Source organism: Pseudomonas sp. GW822-FHT01E03, from assembly GCF_058802985.1.
Window position 1 is genome coordinate 395,476 of record NZ_JBXAOQ010000004.1, and the last position, 17,263, is coordinate 412,738.

The 17,263-nt window shown below is 59.4% G+C and carries 16 protein-coding genes; 10 read left to right on the plus strand and 6 right to left on the minus strand.

The features are described 5' to 3' along the window. Nucleotides 1-140 precede the first annotated feature (140 nt). A complete protein-coding gene (locus AC1RP7_RS10605) occupies nt 141-1,487 on the plus strand; it encodes a carbohydrate porin (protein WP_150813279.1) in 1,347 nt (448 codons plus the stop codon). A 222-nt stretch (nt 1,488-1,709) separates the two neighbouring features. Beyond that, nucleotides 1,710-2,564, plus strand: coding sequence for a D-hexose-6-phosphate mutarotase (locus AC1RP7_RS10610; RefSeq protein ID WP_223503507.1), 855 nt, complete (start codon nt 1,710-1,712; stop codon nt 2,562-2,564). A 153-nt stretch (nt 2,565-2,717) separates the two neighbouring features. Here AC1RP7_RS10610 and AC1RP7_RS10615 read toward each other — a convergent pair whose 3' ends face one another. Next, complete coding sequence (locus AC1RP7_RS10615) at nt 2,718-3,578, minus strand: MurR/RpiR family transcriptional regulator (protein ID WP_170948639.1); 861 nt, start codon at nt 3,576-3,578, stop codon at nt 2,718-2,720. Between the two features lie 226 nt (nt 3,579-3,804). Between AC1RP7_RS10615 and zwf the strand changes: the two genes are divergently transcribed. From zwf to AC1RP7_RS10635, 4 genes are all read left to right on the plus strand, one after another. Next, nucleotides 3,805-5,274, plus strand: a complete 1,470-nt coding sequence (gene zwf / locus AC1RP7_RS10620; RefSeq protein WP_057713554.1) for a glucose-6-phosphate dehydrogenase — start codon at nt 3,805-3,807, stop codon at nt 5,272-5,274. After that, nucleotides 5,261-5,974, plus strand: a complete 714-nt coding sequence (gene pgl / locus AC1RP7_RS10625; RefSeq protein ID WP_057713555.1) for a 6-phosphogluconolactonase — start codon at nt 5,261-5,263, stop codon at nt 5,972-5,974. Before zwf ends, pgl begins: the two co-directional genes overlap by 14 nt. A 17-nt stretch (nt 5,975-5,991) precedes the next feature. Next, nucleotides 5,992-6,657: a bifunctional 4-hydroxy-2-oxoglutarate aldolase/2-dehydro-3-deoxy-phosphogluconate aldolase gene (locus AC1RP7_RS10630; RefSeq protein ID WP_493181186.1), complete on the plus strand. Its 666-nt coding sequence runs from the start codon at nt 5,992-5,994 to the stop codon at nt 6,655-6,657. Nucleotides 6,658-6,932: 275 nt separating this feature from the next. Continuing rightward, nucleotides 6,933-7,658 carry an intradiol ring-cleavage dioxygenase gene (locus AC1RP7_RS10635; protein WP_493181185.1) on the plus strand — a complete coding sequence of 242 codons (726 nt, stop codon included), beginning with the start codon at nt 6,933-6,935 and terminating at the stop codon, nt 7,656-7,658. Between the two features lie 2 nt (nt 7,659-7,660). On the opposite strand, the gene AC1RP7_RS10640 is transcribed toward AC1RP7_RS10635, so the two are convergent. Both AC1RP7_RS10640 and AC1RP7_RS10645 read right to left on the minus strand, forming a co-directional pair. Continuing rightward, entirely contained in the window at nt 7,661-8,842 is a 1,182-nt protein-coding gene (locus AC1RP7_RS10640) for an aminotransferase class V-fold PLP-dependent enzyme (RefSeq protein ID WP_090457401.1), read from the minus strand. Nucleotides 8,843-8,861: 19 nt separating this feature from the next. Next, nucleotides 8,862-9,098, minus strand: a complete 237-nt coding sequence (locus AC1RP7_RS10645; RefSeq protein WP_003227425.1) for a DUF3820 family protein — start codon at nt 9,096-9,098, stop codon at nt 8,862-8,864. Between the two features lie 203 nt (nt 9,099-9,301). Between AC1RP7_RS10645 and AC1RP7_RS10650 the strand changes: the two genes are divergently transcribed. Continuing rightward, nucleotides 9,302-9,769, plus strand: coding sequence for a ferritin-like domain-containing protein (locus AC1RP7_RS10650; RefSeq protein WP_057713558.1), 468 nt, complete (start codon nt 9,302-9,304; stop codon nt 9,767-9,769). 123 nt (nt 9,770-9,892) lie between these two features. On the opposite strand, the gene AC1RP7_RS10655 is transcribed toward AC1RP7_RS10650, so the two are convergent. Then, a complete protein-coding gene (locus AC1RP7_RS10655; protein ID WP_007995982.1) occupies nt 9,893-10,363 on the minus strand; it encodes a MaoC family dehydratase in 471 nt (156 codons plus the stop codon). A gap of 44 nt (nt 10,364-10,407) precedes the next feature. Further along, a complete protein-coding gene (locus tag AC1RP7_RS10660) occupies nt 10,408-11,352 on the minus strand; it encodes an alpha/beta hydrolase (RefSeq protein WP_493181184.1) in 945 nt (314 codons plus the stop codon). A 246-nt stretch (nt 11,353-11,598) separates the two neighbouring features. On the opposite strand from AC1RP7_RS10660, the gene fadD2 reads away from it, so the two are divergent. Both fadD2 and fadD1 read left to right on the plus strand, forming a co-directional pair. Beyond that, nucleotides 11,599-13,287 (plus strand): long-chain-fatty-acid--CoA ligase FadD2, encoded by a 1,689-nt coding sequence (gene fadD2 / locus AC1RP7_RS10665; RefSeq protein WP_493181183.1) that lies wholly within the window; start codon nt 11,599-11,601, stop codon nt 13,285-13,287. Nucleotides 13,288-13,667: 380 nt separating this feature from the next. Then, nucleotides 13,668-15,368, plus strand: a complete 1,701-nt coding sequence (gene fadD1 / locus AC1RP7_RS10670; RefSeq protein ID WP_090457395.1) for a long-chain-fatty-acid--CoA ligase FadD1 — start codon at nt 13,668-13,670, stop codon at nt 15,366-15,368. Between the two features lie 202 nt (nt 15,369-15,570). Here fadD1 and AC1RP7_RS10675 read toward each other — a convergent pair whose 3' ends face one another. Continuing rightward, nucleotides 15,571-15,948: a hypothetical protein gene (locus tag AC1RP7_RS10675; protein ID WP_057713562.1), complete on the minus strand. Its 378-nt coding sequence runs from the start codon at nt 15,946-15,948 to the stop codon at nt 15,571-15,573. A 354-nt stretch (nt 15,949-16,302) separates the two neighbouring features. Between AC1RP7_RS10675 and AC1RP7_RS10680 the strand changes: the two genes are divergently transcribed. After that, nucleotides 16,303-17,262, plus strand: a complete 960-nt coding sequence (locus tag AC1RP7_RS10680; RefSeq protein WP_340313217.1) for a YihY/virulence factor BrkB family protein — start codon at nt 16,303-16,305, stop codon at nt 17,260-17,262. Nucleotide 17,263: the final 1 nt, after the last annotated feature.

The following is a 17,263-nucleotide window of genomic DNA, read 5'->3' on the forward strand; positions in this document are numbered from 1 at the left end:
TTGTCACCTGATACACCACCATCGCGAGCAAGCTCGCTCCTACAGGGGGGGATTCGCAATGCGCGGCCTGTCGCGCGTTGCACCGGATGTAACCGCGTTAAAAAAAGAAAAGTTAATAACAATAAAACGAGGAAGTAGGGATGAAGATGAAGAACAAGGCCCGGTTGATCTGCCAGGTTTCAGCAGCGGCAGCACTGGTTCTGGCCGGCAATGCGATGGCCGATGAAGCGTTCAGCTCCGACTCCAAATGGATGACGGGCGATTGGGGTGGCGAGCGTACCAAGCTGATCGAGCAAGGCATCGACATCAAGATGGATTACGTCGGTGAAGTCGGCGCTAACCTGCATGGCGGCTTCAACGATGACAAGACCGCGCGCTACGCCGACCAGTTTGGCCTGGGCGCGGCGCTGGACCTGGAGAAGCTGTTCGGCTGGGATAACACCCAGGCCAAGATCCAGCTCACCAACCGTAACGGTGAGAACATCTCCAACGATCGTATCGGCGATCCGCGTGCCGGCACCTTGAGTTCCTCCCAGGAAGTCTATGGTCGCGGCCACATGGTCCGTCTGACCCAGTTGTGGATTCAGCACCAGTTCTTCGACAACAAGCTGGACGTCAAGGCCGGTTACTTCGGTGAAGGTGAAGACTTCAACACCTTCCCGTGCGAGTTCCAGAACCTGGCGTTCTGCGGATCCCAGGTGGGTAACTGGGCCACCAACATCTGGTACAACTGGCCGGTCAGCCAGGCGGCGATCCGTGTGAAGTACAACATCAATGACGAGCTCTACGCCCAGATTGGCGCGTACAACCAGAACACGTCGCAACTGGAGCACGGTAACGGCTTCAAGCTCAGCGGCAGTGGCACCAATGGCACCGTCCTGCCGGTCGAGCTGGTCTGGTCGCCGAAGGTCAACAACCTGCCGGGCGAATACCGTGTCGGTTACTACAAAAGTACCTCTGATGCCGACGACGTTCTCAAGGACGACAACGGCCAGAACGCAGCGACCACCGGCAACCCTTATCGCGTCCACGATAGCAAGCACGGCTACTGGTTCGTCGCGCAACAGCAACTGACCAGCCACAATGGCGATGCTTCCCGTGGTCTGAACATCGCGGCCAACGCAACGTTCCACGACAAAGACACCAACTTCATCGACAACTACCAGTCGCTGATGTTTGTGTACAAGGGCCCGTTCGACGCGCGTCCGAAGGATGACGTGGGCATCGGTTTCGCCCGTATTCACGTCAACGATGACGTGAAGAAAAACGCTGAGCTGACCAACGCGGCCAACGGTGTTTCGGAATACGACAATCCGCTGTTCTCGCCCATTCGTGAAACCGAATACAACTACGAGATCAACTACGGCTTCCACGTGACCAACTGGCTGACCGTACGTCCCAACCTGCAATACGTCACTCACCCGGGTGGTGTGGATGAAGTCGACAACGCGCTGGTGGCCGGCCTGAAAATTCAGTCGGTGTTCTAACGCGTCTGCGATAAGCTTCTCTCCATGTGCGCATATTTGCGGACAGCCATGGCTGTCCGCTTTTTTTTGTGTGGCGAGGGGGCTCGCCCCCGTTGGACTGCGCAGCAGTCCCTTTTTGGGGCCGCTTCGCGACCCAACGGGGGCAAGCCCCCTCGCCACAAAAAGCGCTCTACAGGATTGTGAGAATGTTGAGTACACCCATGTTTTTCAGGACCGTGGCACATGCTTGAGCATCCGCTACAACGCTTCTTCAAATCCTTGCGCGAACGTCCGGTGTTCGCGTGGGAGCGCTATCAGACGCGCGATGTGCTGGTGATCGATCATCCGCTGTGTCAGGCGGTGTTCAGTCGTCAGGGCGCGCAGTTGTTGCACTTCCAGCCCAAGGGCCAGAAACCCTGGCTGTGGTGCGCGGCAAAGTGGCCGCAGGTCGGCGCCATTCGCGGCGGCGTGCCGGTGTGTTGGCCGTGGTATGGCCGGCATCCGAGCGAAAACGCCTGGCCGTCCCATGGCTGGGCGCGGTTGCTCGACTGGAAGCTGCTCGACAGCGACAGTGACGACGATGGCGTGCGATTGCACTGGCAACTGAAGTTGTGCGACTGGCAGGTGGACCTGCACGCGCACCTGGGTGAACGCATGGAGTTGCGCCTGAGCACCGAGCATCAGGACGACATGCCGTGCCAGTTGAGCCAGGCTTTGCACGCTTACTGGCGTATTGGCGATGTCAGTGAGATAGCGCTGTCTGGGCTCGAAGGCGCGCAGGGTTACGATCAGTTGAGCCGACAGGTTTGTCAGCAGGAAGGCGAGTTACGCGTTGATGGCGGGTGTCAGCGGGTGTTCCAGCACGACGGCGAATTGCAGTTGAACGACCATGCCTGGCAGCGGGCGTTGTGCATCGATACCGGGGATACGGCAGACACGGTGGTGTGGCATCCCGGTTCACGCCCGTTGCTCGGCGTGACCTGGAACGAGATATCCGAATTCGTTTGCGTAGAGGCCGCTAGCGGCGGCACCGACAGCCTGTGCCTTGCACCCGGGGAGCGGGCGCATTTGAGTTTGCAGGCGCGGGTGGGGGCTTAGCTCTGGATTTGCGGTGCTGCGTCTGCCGCCATCGCGAGCAAGCTCGCTCCCACACTGGATCTTCGGTGAACACAGTTTTTGTGTTCAACACCAATCCCCTGTGGGAGCGAGCTTGCTCGCGATGAGGTCAGAACGATCAGCGCAAATGTTGGATCAGTTGAACTCATCTCCAACCGGATACCGGCTGGCATTCAAGCTTTCCTTGATCTTGCGCAAATGCGGCTGGAAGTCCACGCCACGGCGCAAGGTCATGCCGGTGGCGAGTACGTCCAGCACGGTCAGCTGGATGATCCGCGACGTCATCGGCATGTAGATGTCGGTGTCTTCCGGCAGCGGGATGTTCAGGCTCAGGGTGCTGGCCTTGGCCAGTGGCGAGTTCTCGGCGGTCAGGCCAAGCACCGAGGCGCCGTTTTCCCGGGCGATGCGCGCCACTTCCACCAGTTCGCGGGTGCGACCGGTGTAGGAAATGATCACGAACAGCTCGCCGGTATGGGCCACCGAGGCAATCATGCGCTGCATCAGCACATCCGCATGGGCCGTGACGGCGAGGTTGAAGCGGAAGAACTTGTGCTGCGCATCCAGTGCCACCGGGGCCGAGGCGCCGAGGCCGAAGAAGTGGATCTGCCGGGCCTGGATCAGCAGGTCGACGGCGCGACTGATCAGGTTCGGGTCCAGTGCCTGGCAGGCGCTGTCCAAGGAGGCGATGGCGCTGCCGAAGATCTTCTGGGTGTAGGCCTCCGGATTGTCATCGGCCTCCACCGCACGGCTGACATAGGCGGCGCCACTGGCCAGGCTCTGGGCCAGTTGCAGTTTGAGCTCGGGGTAGCCGCTGACACCGAACGAACGGCAGAAACGGTTGACCGTCGGCTCGCTGACCGAGGCGGCCTGGGCGAGGGCGGCGATGCTGAAGCGGGTGGCCTGCTGCGGGTTGAGCAGGATCACCTCGGCGACTTTGCGTTCGGCCTTGTTCAGCTCTTCAAGGCGATTCTGGATTTGCTCCAGTAAATTTCGCACGCGGTCCATATAAGTATCCTTTACACCTGCGCCAACAAGCGCGCGGCTAATGCAAAAAGGGCCTTTGGTGAGGCCCGTAACGGTGGCCTATCCTACTGATGGCTCCGACCGACCACCACTCGGAATCTGTATTTTGCGAAAATGTTGTGGTTATTACTACATTTTCCCTTGAGTGATGCCTTGAAAAAAGGTATTTGTAGCTTAACTTGATAAAAGAACAAACATCATGCTCTCGATTACGGTTGAACCGTGCACCTTTGCCTTGTTCGGCGCCCTTGGCGACCTGGCCTTGCGCAAGCTGTTTCCTGCCCTCTATCAACTCGACGGCGCCGGCCTGCTGCACGAGGACACGCGTATTATCGCGCTGGCCCGTGAGCCGGGCAGCGAGCAGGAGCACCTGGCGTTCATCACCTCCGAGCTGCGCCGCTATGTCGGTGCCAAAGAGCTGGACGAAGCCGTGGTCGAGCGTTTTCTGGCGCGCCTGAACTACCTGCACGTCGACTTCCTCAACCCCGATGATTATGTGGCCCTGGCCGAATCCGCCGGCAGTTCGCAGCGGGTCATCGCCTACTTTGCGACTCCTGCCGCCGTGTATGGCGCGATTTGCGAGAACCTGGCCAAGGTCGGCCTGGCGCAAAACACCCGTGTGGTGCTGGAAAAACCCATCGGTTCGGATCTGGAATCCTCGCGTAAGGTCAACGATGCCGTGGCGCAGTTCTTCCCGGAGAACCGCACCTACCGCATCGATCACTATCTGGGTAAAGAGACCGTCCAGAACCTGATCGCCCTGCGTTTCGCCAACAGCCTGTTCGAAACCCAGTGGAACCAGAATTACATTTCCCACGTGGAAATCACCGTGGCCGAGAAGGTCGGTATCGAAGGCCGCTGGGGTTACTTCGACAAGGCCGGCCAGCTGCGGGACATGATCCAGAACCACCTGCTGCAACTGCTCTGCCTGATCGCCATGGACCCGCCGGCCGACCTGTCCGCCGACAGCATCCGCGACGAGAAGGTCAAAGTGCTCAAGGCCCTGGCGCCGATCAGCCCGGAAGGCCTGACCACTCAAGTGGTGCGCGGCCAGTACATCGCCGGCTACAGCGAAGGCAAGGCAGTACCGGGGTACCTGGAAGAACCCAATTCCAACACCCAGAGCGACACCGAAACCTTCGTCGCCCTGCGTGCCGACATCCGCAACTGGCGCTGGGCCGGCGTGCCGTTTTACCTGCGTACCGGCAAGCGCATGCCGCAGAAGCTGTCGCAGATCGTCATCCACTTCAAGGAACCGTCGCACTACATCTTCGCTCCCGAGCAGCGCCTGCAAATCAGCAACAAGCTGATTATCCGCCTGCAACCGGACGAAGGCATTTCCTTGCGTGTCATGACCAAAGATCAAGGCCTGGACAAGGGCATGCAGCTGCGCAGCGGTCCGTTGCAGCTGAATTTTTCCGACACCTGGAGCAGCGCACGGATTCCCGATGCCTACGAGCGGTTGTTGCTGGAAGTGATGCGTGGCAATCAGAACCTGTTTGTCCGTAAAGATGAAATCGAAGCCGCGTGGAAGTGGTGTGACCAGTTGATCGCCGGGTGGAAAAAATCCGGTGATGCGCCCAAGCCGTACGCGGCCGGGTCCTGGGGGCCGATGAGCTCCATTGCTCTGATCACGCGGGACGGGAGGTCGTGGTATGGCGATATCTGATTTGAAACTGCCGCAGGGCGTCAGCGCCCATGCATACAAGAGCCCGGTGCTGCTGGCTGAAAGCCTGGCACTGAACGTGGCGAAACAACTGAGCGACGCGATCGACGCCCAGGGCACTGCGACCCTGGTGGTTTCCGGTGGCCGCAGCCCGGTGGCGTTTTTCCAGCACCTGGCCAAGCAGACGCTGGACTGGTCGAACGTGGTGGTTAGCCTGGCCGACGAGCGCTGGGTGCCGGTCGAACACGCCGACAGCAACGCCGGCCTGATCAAGCGTTACCTGCTGCAAGGCCAAGCGGCCAAGGCGCAGTTCCTGAGCCTGTACAGCGCCAGTGCCAACCTGGAACAGGCGGCCGAGCAGGCCGACCGCTTGCTGTCGGAGTTGCCGGTGATCGACGTGCTGATCCTCGGCATGGGCGATGACGGCCACACCGCATCGCTGTTCCCCAACAGCCCGAACCTTGCCGAGGCATTACAGGTCGATGGCGTTCGTCGCTGCTGGCCGATGCTGGCGCCGACCGTGCCGCATCAGCGCCTGACCATGAGCCGCGCGCTGCTGGCTTCGGCCAAACATAAAATTCTGTCGATCTCCGGTCAGTCCAAGCTGACCACCCTGAGTTTCGCGCTGGCCGGTGACGATGTCGCCGAAATGCCGGTGCGCGCGTTTCTGCAACCCACGTTAGAGATTTACTGGTGCCCATGAGCCAAGGAACAGCCGCTATGACAAACCCATCCCCGACCGTTTCCATGGCGGACAAAGTTGCCCTGATCGACAGTATTTGCGCGAAAGCGCGGATTCTGCCGGTGATCACCATTGCCCGCAAGCAGGACGTTCTGCCGTTGGCCGACGCCCTCGCGGCCGGTGGCCTGACGGCCCTGGAAGTCACCCTGCGTTCGCAATTCGGCCTCAAGGCCATCCAGATTCTGCGTGAGCAGCGTCCGGAGCTGGTGACCGGTGCCGGCACCGTGCTGGATCGCCACATGCTGGCGGCGGCGGAAGCGGCCGGCTCGCAATTCATCGTCACGCCGGGTATCACCCGCGACCTGCTGGAAGCCAGCGTCGCCAGCCCGATTCCACTGTTGCCAGGCATCAGCAATGCCTCGGGCATCATGGAAGGCTACGGCCTGGGTTATCGCCGCTTCAAGCTATTCCCGGCCGAAGTCAGCGGCGGCGTCGCGGCCATCAAGGCTCTGGGCGGCCCGTTCGGCGAAGTGAAATTCTGCCCGACCGGTGGCGTGGGACCTGCCAATATCAAGAGCTACATGGCATTGAAAAACGTCATGTGCGTGGGCGGTAGCTGGATGCTTGATCCGGAGTGGATCAAGAACGGCGACTGGGCCCGCATTCAGGAATGCACCGCCGAGGCTTTGGCGCTGCTGGACTGATCGCTTCACCCTACACCTCGTTGTGTGTTCTACGGCTTTACGGTGCGCTTGGTCGGTGCACCGTTTTTTTTTGCCTGAAGAAAGTTGTCGTACCCCTGTGGGAGCGAGCTTGCTCGCGATGGCGGTGTGACAGATTGCATGGATGTTGACTGACACGACGCCATCAAGAGCAAGTTCACTCCCTCAGGGACAAGGACATCATGCGATACATAGTTACCGCATAACGAAAATCGACCGGTGCTAGCCTGCGTTCATCTTATGGAAGAGAGAACGTCATGGACGCTACCACCTCAGCTGCACCCCCGGCACCGGTCTACCTGCTGTCTCCCGAACAGATTGCCGGCCCGTATTTCCGCAACCCCAAACTGATCCGCAGAAACATCAGCGAAGGCGCCGAAGGCGTTCCGTTGGTGCTGCGGCTGACCATTGTCGATGCCATGACCGGCGAGCCGGTCCCCGATGCGCTGGTGGATATCTGGCACTGCAATGCCCGCGGTGCCTATTCGGGCTGGAGCAAGATCAACCCGGACGTCGAGGTCGATACCGGTGATATCGGCGCCGTCCCGCGCACCGATGACGATACCTATCTGCGCGGCGGGCAGTTCACCGACAAGTCGGGCATCGTGCGCTTCACCACGATCTATCCCGGTTTTTACGCCGGTCGCGCATTGCACATTCACGTCGCCGTGCGCATCACGGCCGGTAACAACTATCTGCAAGAACGGCATGTTGCCTGGGTCGGGCAGCTTTACCTGCCTGAAGTGGCCTCTCGTTCGGTACTCGGTAGCCGACCGTACAGCAGCCGATCCGTACCGGCACTGACCAACGCTCAGGACTATTTTTACTCAACCATGGGCGGTGAAAAATCGACCTTGAGTGTGCACACCCTGGGGCGGGATTCGGCTGAAGACGGCTACTTCGGGCAGATGACCATCGGCATCGACACGTTCGCCGTGTCGACACAGATCAAGCCCGAGGACTTTGACAAGTACACCGTCTGAGGTCAGCCCAGTTCGGTCAGCGCCCTGACCAGCACATCCATGTCGGCCGCGGTGGTGGTAAGCCCCGGTGTAATGCGGATGCACGGACCACATGCCGCGCCACTGCGGGTCACGGTGAACAGGTTGTATTCATTGAGCAGGCGCTCGACCATGGTTTGCTGGTCGGCATGCCGGGTAAAGCGCATCGAGGTGATGCCGCAATACAGGCGTGGGTCATCCGGGGTCAGGACTTCGACGCCCGGCAATTGCCGCGCCGCAGCGACCCAGCGGTTGCGCAGATAATTGAGCCGCGCGCCCTTGGCCGCGGCACCGCCCATCGCCCAATGTTCTTCGAGCACCAGCGGCAGGGTCATCAGCGCCGGGATGTTGGGGGTGCTGTACGAGGTACGGGCGCGAATGTCAGTGGGTGGAAAATGCATCTCGCCCATGTCCGGGTCGATGTCGGCCAGGCGTTCGGGTGCGATGTAGATAAAGCCGAGCGTCAGCGGTGCGCCGATCCACTTGTGCAGATTGAAGCCGGCGAAGGCGATACCGAGCTCGGTCAGGTCGAATTCAAACTGGCCGAGGGCATGGGCGCCGTCGAGGATGACGTCGATGCCCTGTTCCTTTGCAGCGGCTGCAATCGCCTGCACCGGCATCACCAGGCCCGTGCGATGGGTGACGTGGGTCAGGGCCATCAGCTTCAGCCGCGGATAGCGCGCGAAGGCTTCCCGATAGGTATTGAGCAAGCTGTCGAAGGTTGCCGGGTGTGCGTGTTCGATCTCGATCACTTCGACACCGCGATTACGCGCCAGCCAACGCATGGCGCCTTTGACCGTGTCGTATTCCAGATCGCAAACCAGTACCTGGTCGCCTGGCTGCAGCCGGTTGTAGTTGCGGATCAGCGACTGCAAACCTTCCGAGGCGTTACGGGTCAGGGCGATGCTGTCGGCGGGTACGCCAATCAACCTGGCCAGTTGCGCGCGGATCTTCAGGCTGTCGCCCTGTTCGAAACGCTGGCGCACGTACACCGAATTGCTGCGGTTGATCAGTTCGATGTTGCGCTGATATTCCTCGACCACCGTGCGCGACATGCGTGCGAAGTAACCGTTCTCCAGGTTGAGCGGGCCGGGTTCGACATCGTAGCGGTCGGCAAAGGTTCGCCAGAAGGCTTCATCACGGGCGCGGCGGGTGTTGTCGGGCATGGGGTACTCGGTAGGTGATTCAATGGCGCGGGGCCGGCTTGCCGTGTTTGGCGCGTAGCGGTTCGAGCAAGTCCGACAAACCGTTGTGATCGATCTCCTGCATCAGGGCCAGCAGGCCGCCCAACTCGCCATGGGGGAAACCCTCCCGGGCGAACCAGTTCAGGTAAGGGCCGGGCAGGTCGGCAATGATTCGACCCTTGTATTTGCCGAAGGGCATTTCACGGGTGATCAGCAGTTCGAGCTTTTCAGGGTTCATCGATCAGTCGTCTTGATTCAGTCAGTCTGGAAAATACAGGCATTCTGCATGCAGGCCAAATGACAGATCATGCAAATAAAACGGATACAGATTTTTTGATAATGGATAACTATTTGAAAAGTAAAGAATAGTTAGACGATTCCGAGCTGGCACGCAGAGTGCAACGTTCCTTACACCGTTCATCCGTCGTAAGGAGTTGAAAAATGACCGACATCAAAAAAGAAGCGATTTCTGTACTCAACGACCTGATTGAAACCAGCAAGGACGGTCAGGCCGGGTTCAAGACATGCGCTGAAGACATCAAGCACCCTGAACTCAAAACCCTGTTCATCAATCGGGCGAGCGATTGTGGTACGGCCGCTGCGGAGTTGCAGTCTGCCGTGCGTTCACTGGGTGGCGATCCGGAAACTTCCACCAGTGTCAGCGGCGACTTGCACCGTCGCTGGGTCGACGTGAAGTCGATGTTCACCGGCAAGGGCGAGGAGGCCGTGCTCAATGAAGCCGAGCGCGGAGAAGACCATGCGTTGAAGGCTTACCGCGACGCCATGGAGAAAATCAACAAGCACAACCTGGTGGGCATTCGCGACCTGGTTGAGCGTCAGTACCACGGCGTGCAGCGTAACCACGATCAGGTCAAGGCCCTGCGTAACCAGGCGCGTGCACGTTCGTAACGACTGGTTGAAACAACTGTGGGAGCGAGCTTGCTCGCGATAGCGCCAAATCAGTCAACATCAATGTTGAATGTCAGGCCCTCATCGCGAGCAAGCTCGCTCCCACAGTTTTTGCCCCGTCAATCAGCCGATGCTGATTGCCGGCAGCGTGGTCAACGTCACACTCTGTTGCTTGCGTGGCGCGAGGATTTCCGCCTCGCCATCCACCACGAGTTCATCGCGCTGGTTGAACACGCGAGTGGCGATGCGCACGCGAAACTTCGGCAGTTTTTCCAGGATTTCCAGGCGCACAGTCAGGGTGTCGCCGATCTTCACCGGCTTCTGAAAGCTCATTTGCTGGCCGATGTAGATGGTCCCCGGGCCAGGCAGCTCGCAGGCGACCGCCGCGCTGATCAACGCGCCGCTGAACATGCCGTGGGCGATGCGCTCCTTGAACATGGTGCTGGCGGCGTATTCGGCATCCAGGTGTACCGGGTTGTGGTCGCCGGACATCGCAGCGAACAGCTGGATGTCGCGCTCTTCGACCGTCTTGCTGAAACTGGCGGTCTGGCCGACTTCGAGGGCTTCGTAAGGGGTGTTGGTAACCTGGGTCATCTGTCTCAATTCCTGTGACGAATTATAAAATTCACAAAAAAAATCTATTCGGACCGGTGCGGCCGAGGAGCGCTCAAGGCCTGTGCGATCCAGTTCAGCACATCGGCGATGATTTCATCGCGGTTGCTCTCGTTGAACAGTTCGTGCCGCGCCTGTGGGTAAACGGTCAGTTGCAGGTGCTGGCTGCCGGCCGCCCGCAGCGCGTCGGCCAGATCCTTGAGACGTTTGCCTTCGCTCACCGGATCACATTCGCCACCAATCACCAGCAGCGGCAGGCCCGGGTCGATCTGGGCGAGATTGGACGCTTTGCTGATTTGCTGCAAGCCGCCGAGCAAGTCGATCCACAGTTGATTGGTGCAACGGAAACCGCAGAGCGGGTCGTTGACGTACAGATCGACCTGCGCCGGATCACGGCTGAGCCAGTCGAACGGTGTGCGTGCCGGCTTGAATTTGTTGTTGAACGAGCCGAACGACAGCCATTCGATCAATGCGCTACGTCCTGTGCGGCCCTGGCGCAGGCGTTCGAGACGGGCGATTTGCCGTGCCGCGCGATAAAGCGCCACAGGCTGGAAGTTCGAGCCGCTGAGAATTGCCCCGTGCAGGCTGGCACTGTGGTGCAGCAGATAGGCCTGGGCGATGTAACTGCCCATGCTGTGACCGAGCAGCATGATCGGGACGCCAGGGTGCTGCTGGCCGATGTGCTGGTTGAGGCTGGCCAGGTCGCTCACGACCTTGCACCAGCCATCGTCATCGGCGAAATGCCCGAGTGTCCCGTTTTCGGCAGTTTTGCCATGTCCACGCAGGTCCGGCGCGCACACGCCATAGCCCTGGTCACAGAGCTTTTGCGCAAGGGGGCCGTAACGACCGCTGTGTTCGGCCATGCCGTGGGCCAGCAGAATCATTGCCTTGAGGCTGCCGTCGGGAAGCCACTGGTTGACGAAGAGGCGGCTGTGGTCGCTCGTGGTCAGCCAGAAAGTGTCATGGATCATGGCGGTTCCTTTGCATGAGGCTGCCTGGTCGCAAACAGCTCGTTGCAGTTTATAGCGCATCCTTGGCCGGGCGTCTGATCAGCCTACGCCACGGCAAGAAGATTCATACGGTCAATGACGGCCGTGGGCATATTTGCCTGCTACGTCATAACTGCTAGTGTCCGTGAAGCTCCGCTTTTTGCATTTTTTTTGAAAAATGACAGAAAAGTGGCCCCGGATAGATTCAGGTCAAAGAGGACAAGAACAATGCAACCTGATTTCTGGAATGACAAACGCCCGGCCGGTGTCCCCCTGGATATTGATCTGGGAGCCTACAAGTCAGTGATCGAGGTGTTCGAGCGTTCCTGCAAGAAGTTTGCTGACCGCCCGGCGTTCAGCAACATGGGCGTGACCCTGACCTACGCCGAGCTGGAGCGCCAAAGCGCGGCCTTCGCCGGTTATCTGCAAGCCCACACCGACCTGGTGGCGGGGGACCGCATCGCGGTGCAGATGCCCAACGTCCTGCATTACCCGATTGCCGTGTTCGGTGCCTTGCGCGCCGGGTTGATCGTGGTCAACACCAATCCGCTGTATACCGCGCGGGAAATGCGCCATCAGTTCAAGGATTCCGGTGCCCGGGCGCTGGTGTACCTGAACATGTTCGGCCAGAAAGTCCAGGAAGTACTCCCCGACACCGATATCCAGTACCTGATCGAAGCGAAGATGGGCGACCTGATGCCCACCGCCAAGGGGTGGCTGGTCAACACGGTGGTGAGCAAGGTCAAGAAGATGGTCCCGGACTATTCCTTGCCCCAGGCCGTTTCTTTCAAGAGCGCATTGCGCATGGGCCGTGGCCTGGGTATCAAGCCACTGAAGGTCGGCCTCGACGACATCGCCGTGCTGCAATACACCGGCGGCACCACGGGCCTGGCCAAGGGCGCGATGCTGACCCATGGCAACCTGGTGGCGAACATGCAACAGGCACGGGCCTGCCTGGGACAGTTCGGTAGCGACGGGCAACCGTTGTTGCGCGAAGGGCAGGAGGTGATGATCGCGCCGCTGCCGCTGTACCACATCTATGCCTTCACAGCGAACTGCATGTGCATGATGGTGACGGGCAACCACAACGTGTTGATCACCAATCCGCGGGACATCGCCGGCTTCATCAAGGAACTGAAGAACTGGCGGTTCTCGGCGTTGCTGGGGCTGAACACATTGTTCGTTGCGCTGATGGATCATCCGGACTTCAAGACCCTGGACTTCTCCAGCCTCAAGCTCACCAACTCCGGCGGCACTGCGCTGGTCAAGGCCACCGCCGAGCGTTGGGAACAACTGACCGGTTGCCGCATCACCGAAGGTTACGGCCTGACCGAAACTTCGCCGGTGGCTTGCACCAACCCCTATGGCGACCAGTCGCGGATCGGCACGGTCGGCCTGCCGGTGCCGGGCACTACGCTGAAAGTCATCAATGATGACGGTGTCGAACAACCGTTGGGCGAACGCGGCGAGCTGTGCATCAAGGGCCCGCAGATCATGAAGGGCTACTGGCAGAAACCTGATGCCACGGCCGAGGTGCTGGATGTCGAGGGCTGGTTCAAGTCCGGTGACATTGCGGTGATCGACCCGGATGGTTTCGTGCGCATCGTTGACCGCAAGAAGGACATGATCATTGTCTCGGGCTTCAATGTGTACCCGAACGAAATCGAAGACGTCGTGATGGCTCACCCGAACGTCGCCAACTGTGCGGTCATCGGTGTGCCCGACGAGCGGTCGGGGGAGGCGGTGAAGCTGTTCGTGGTGGCCCGTGAAGCGGGCGTCAGCCTTGAAGAGCTGAAGGCTTACTGCAAGGAGAACTTCACGGCGTACAAAGTACCGAAGCACATCGTGTTGCGGGATTCCCTGCCGATGACGCCGGTGGGCAAGATCCTGCGGCGGGAGTTGCGTGATATCGCCTGATCGGTGAATGGCCGATCCCTGTAGGAGCGAGCGCGCTCGCGATGGACGTCAACGATAACGCGCCCTGTCTGAATGATCGCGTTGCCCGAACGTTTTTCGCGAGCAAGCTCGCTCCTACAGGTTTAAGCGAAAGCCCCGGATTTCGGGGCTTTCAGAGGCGTATAGAATTTTTGCTCTAAAATGACCAATCGCTAGTCTTGAGTCACAAATGTGACCGTAGAGGCCGCTTTTGGCTCTAGTCGACCCTTGGCAAAGCTGCTACTCTCGGCGCGCTTTGTGACTTCTCGGCCTTCTATCAGCCAGATTCACCAATGACCAAACACCAATAATAATCGCATCAAATGCGGTGCTGAATTCGCGTTGCTGAGGAGTGGGCTTCCATGATCGAAGACTTTTGGAAGGATAAGTACCCAGCTGGGATTGCTGCCGACATCAATCCCGACGAGTATCCGAATATTCAGGCAGTGTTGAAGCAATCCTGCCAACGCTTCGCCAACAAGCCGGCATTCAGCAACCTGGGCAAGACACTCACCTACGGTGAACTGTACGAATTGTCCGGTGCGTTTGCCGCTTACCTGCAACAGCATACCGATTTGCAACCCGGCGATCGAATCGCCGTGCAACTGCCCAACGTGTTGCAGTACCCGGTAGCCGTCTTCGGTGCAATCCGCGCCGGGCTGATCGTGGTCAACACCAACCCGCTCTACACTGCGCGGGAAATGGAACACCAATTCAACGACTCCGGTGCCAAGGCACTGGTCTGCCTGGCCAACATGGCGCACCTGGCGGAAACCGTGGTGCCGAAAACCGGCGTCAAGCACGTGATCGTCACCGAAGTCGCCGACCTGCTGCCGCCACTCAAGCGTCTGCTGATCAACAGCGTCATCAAGTACGTGAAGAAGATGGTGCCGGCCTATCACTTGCCCAAGGCCGTCAAGTTCAACGACGTGCTGAGCAAAGGCCTGGGCCAGCCAGTGGCGGAAGCCAACCCGGCCAGTGGTGATGTCGCGGTACTGCAATACACCGGCGGTACCACCGGCGTGGCCAAGGGCGCGATGCTGACCCACCGCAACCTGGTGGCGAACATGCTGCAGTGCAAGGCGCTGATGGGCTCCAACCTCAATGAAGGTTGCGAGATCCTGATCACGCCGCTGCCGCTGTACCACATCTATGCGTTCACCTTTCACTGCATGGCGATGATGCTGGCGGGCAACCACAACATCCTGATCAGCAACCCGCGCGATCTGCCGGCGATGGTCAAGGAACTGTCGAAGTGGAAGTTCAGCGGCTTCGTTGGCCTGAACACGCTGTTCGTGGCCCTGTGCAACAACGAAGGCTTCCGCAAGCTGGATTTCTCCGCACTGAAAGTCACCTTGTCGGGGGGCATGGCCCTGCAACTGGCCGCGGCCGAACGCTGGAAAGCAGTGACCGGTTGCGCCATCTGCGAAGGCTACGGCATGACCGAAACCAGCCCGGTGGCGACGGTGAACCCGATCCAGCACATCCAGGTCGGCACCATTGGCATTCCGGTACCGTCGACCCTGTGCAAAATCATCAATGATGCCGGTGTCGAGCAGCCGCTGGGTGAAATCGGCGAGCTGTGCGTGAAGGGGCCGCAGGTCATGAAGGGCTACTGGCAGCGCCAGGAAGCCACGGATGAAATCCTCGACAGCGAAGGCTGGTTGAAGACCGGCGACATCGCGCTGATCCAGCCCGATGGCTTCATGCGCATTGTCGATCGCAAGAAAGACATGATCCTGGTGTCCGGTTTCAACGTGTACCCGAACGAGCTCGAAGACGTGTTGGCCACTCTGCCGGGCGTGCTGCAATGCGCGGCCATCGGTGTGCCGGACGAAAAGTCGGGCGAGGCGATCAAGATTTTCATCGTTGCCAAGCCGGGCGTGACCCTGACCAAGGAACAGGTGATGGAGCACATGCGCGCCAACGTCACCGGCTACAAGGTCCCGCGCTCCGTGGAGTTTCGCGATGCACTGCCGACCACCAACGTCGGCAAGATCCTGCGTCGTGAATTGCGCGATGAAGAGCTGAAGAAGATCAACGCGAAGAAAGCCACCGCGTAATCAACAAAAAGCCCCGCCGATGCGGGGCTTTTTGTTTTTAGCGAAATCAGAAGTGCCTTTGTGGCGAGGGGGCTTGCCCCCGTTCGACTGCGCAGCAGTCGCAGATCCTGTGGGCTCGGTGAGTCTGATGGACTGCAGTTGCAGATATCAGGGCCGCTTCGCAGCCCAACGGGGGCAAGCCCCCTCGCCACAGGGATCGGTGTTACAAGCGAAACGGTGCGAAGTTGACGTTGGTGCCTGCCGGGCGCATGTCCTGCAGGAAGGAGTCCTTGTCGGCGCTCAGTTCCAGGCTCAATGCCGCCTTGCGCTTGCCTTCATTGCGCACCACCAGGCCTTCGAGCTTCTCACGCAGGAACACGGTCGGCACTTTCAGGTGCAGCAGTTCGTCGGTGTCCGGCGTGTGCATCAGCAGGTGAATCCACTCGTACTGACCCACGGCCAGGCGCGATACCGGGATGTCGAACCACCAGATATTGCGGTTGCGGTTCAATTCGGTGAAGTGGCAGTTGTTGACGCCAAGCACAGCACCGCCGAGTTCCTGGTTTCTGCGGGCAATGGCCTGCTTTTTATCGAGTTTCATAACGTTCCTACGGGATTGGATCTTCAGCGCCAAGGCCTGAATGTGTTGCGCATTCTCAAGGGTTGGCCCGCAAACATAAAGCGCAACCTGCACTGAACGATGAAATGTCGTGGTGAAATAAATGAAACTCCCTGCAAAAGCCCCCGGTCAACCTTGTGTAACGACTTTCCTGCATTGAAATGTCTTTAATGAAAAGAAGACGCGGCCATCTTCAGATGGCCGTTTTTGTGTCAGCCTGAACTTGCACGCTGAATTTGTTTCAAAGTCGCCAACTGGGCTACCTTGATGAAAGAAAACAGCCCCTGAGTCGCCACGACTTCACCCCAAATCCGTATGCGGCGAATGGAGACGCTAATGATTTTTCCGGACATGAGAGGCTTGCCCCTGCACCGTGTGATGATGCGCACGGTCACCGAGTTCATCGCCGACGAGATGTCGACCTATGCCTCGGCGTTGGCCTATCAAATGCTCTTTTCTCTGTTTCCGTTCATTCTGTTTCTGATCGCCCTGATCGGCTTCCTGCATCTGCCCGACTTTTTCTCCTGGCTGCGCCTGCAATCGGAACTTGTATTGCCGCCCCAGGCGCTGGAGCAGGTCAACCCGGTGATCGACCAGCTTCAGCAGTCCAAGGGGGGGCTGCTGTCAGTGGGTATCGTGATTGCGCTGTATACCGCCTCCGCCGGTGTGCGGCTGATGATGAGCGCGATGAACGCAGCTTACGACGTGGTTGAAGGGCGCCCGCTGTGGAAACGTTTTCCGTTGTCGATCATCTACACCGTCGGCATTGCCGGCATGCTGCTGATCGCCGCAGCCCTGATGGTGCTCGGGCCGCAGGTGATGGGCTGGATCGCTGCGCAAGTCGGCCTTGAGTACTTCATCGTCACCCTCTGGACCATCGCGCGCTGGCCGGTGATCGTGATTCTGCTGATGGTCGCGGTGGCGTTGATCTACTACGTCATGCCCGACGTCAAACAGGAATTCCGCTTCATCACCCCAGGCTCGGTGCTGGCGGTGGTGGTATGGATCATCGCGTCCCTGGGATTCGGTTTGTACGTCAAGGAGTTCGCCAACTACAACGCCATGTATGGCAGTATCGGTGCGATTATCGTGCTGTTGCTGTACTTCTACATTTCCGCCGCGGTGCTGCTGCTGGGCGCGGAGATGAATGCCGTGATCGAGCACATGTCACGAGAGGGCAAGGACCCTGGCGAAAAAGTGGCTGGCGAGCATGGTCCCGTCCATGAGGAAAAGCACCACGTGTCGGGGCTGGGCCGCGATCATTCACAACCGAAACCGACCATTGACGAAACCTGAT

Coding starts and splice junctions, on each gene's coding strand:
- AC1RP7_RS10605 (WP_150813279.1), top strand. CDS start 141: ATGAAGATGAAGAACAAGGCCCGGTTGATCTGCCAGGTTTCAGCAGCG.
- AC1RP7_RS10610 (WP_223503507.1), top strand. CDS start 1,710: ATGCTTGAGCATCCGCTACAACGCTTCTTCAAATCCTTGCGCGAACGT.
- zwf (WP_057713554.1), top strand. CDS start 3,805: ATGCTCTCGATTACGGTTGAACCGTGCACCTTTGCCTTGTTCGGCGCC.
- pgl (WP_057713555.1), top strand. CDS start 5,261: ATGGCGATATCTGATTTGAAACTGCCGCAGGGCGTCAGCGCCCATGCA.
- AC1RP7_RS10630 (WP_493181186.1), top strand. CDS start 5,992: ATGACAAACCCATCCCCGACCGTTTCCATGGCGGACAAAGTTGCCCTG.
- AC1RP7_RS10635 (WP_493181185.1), top strand. CDS start 6,933: ATGGACGCTACCACCTCAGCTGCACCCCCGGCACCGGTCTACCTGCTG.
- AC1RP7_RS10640 (WP_090457401.1), bottom strand. CDS start 8,842: ATGCCCGACAACACCCGCCGCGCCCGTGATGAAGCCTTCTGGCGAACC.
- AC1RP7_RS10645 (WP_003227425.1), bottom strand. CDS start 9,098: ATGAACCCTGAAAAGCTCGAACTGCTGATCACCCGTGAAATGCCCTTC.
- AC1RP7_RS10650 (WP_057713558.1), top strand. CDS start 9,302: ATGACCGACATCAAAAAAGAAGCGATTTCTGTACTCAACGACCTGATT.
- AC1RP7_RS10655 (WP_007995982.1), bottom strand. CDS start 10,363: ATGACCCAGGTTACCAACACCCCTTACGAAGCCCTCGAAGTCGGCCAG.
- AC1RP7_RS10660 (WP_493181184.1), bottom strand. CDS start 11,352: ATGATCCATGACACTTTCTGGCTGACCACGAGCGACCACAGCCGCCTC.
- fadD2 (WP_493181183.1), top strand. CDS start 11,599: ATGCAACCTGATTTCTGGAATGACAAACGCCCGGCCGGTGTCCCCCTG.
- fadD1 (WP_090457395.1), top strand. CDS start 13,668: ATGATCGAAGACTTTTGGAAGGATAAGTACCCAGCTGGGATTGCTGCC.
- AC1RP7_RS10675 (WP_057713562.1), bottom strand. CDS start 15,948: ATGAAACTCGATAAAAAGCAGGCCATTGCCCGCAGAAACCAGGAACTC.
- AC1RP7_RS10680 (WP_340313217.1), top strand. CDS start 16,303: ATGATTTTTCCGGACATGAGAGGCTTGCCCCTGCACCGTGTGATGATG.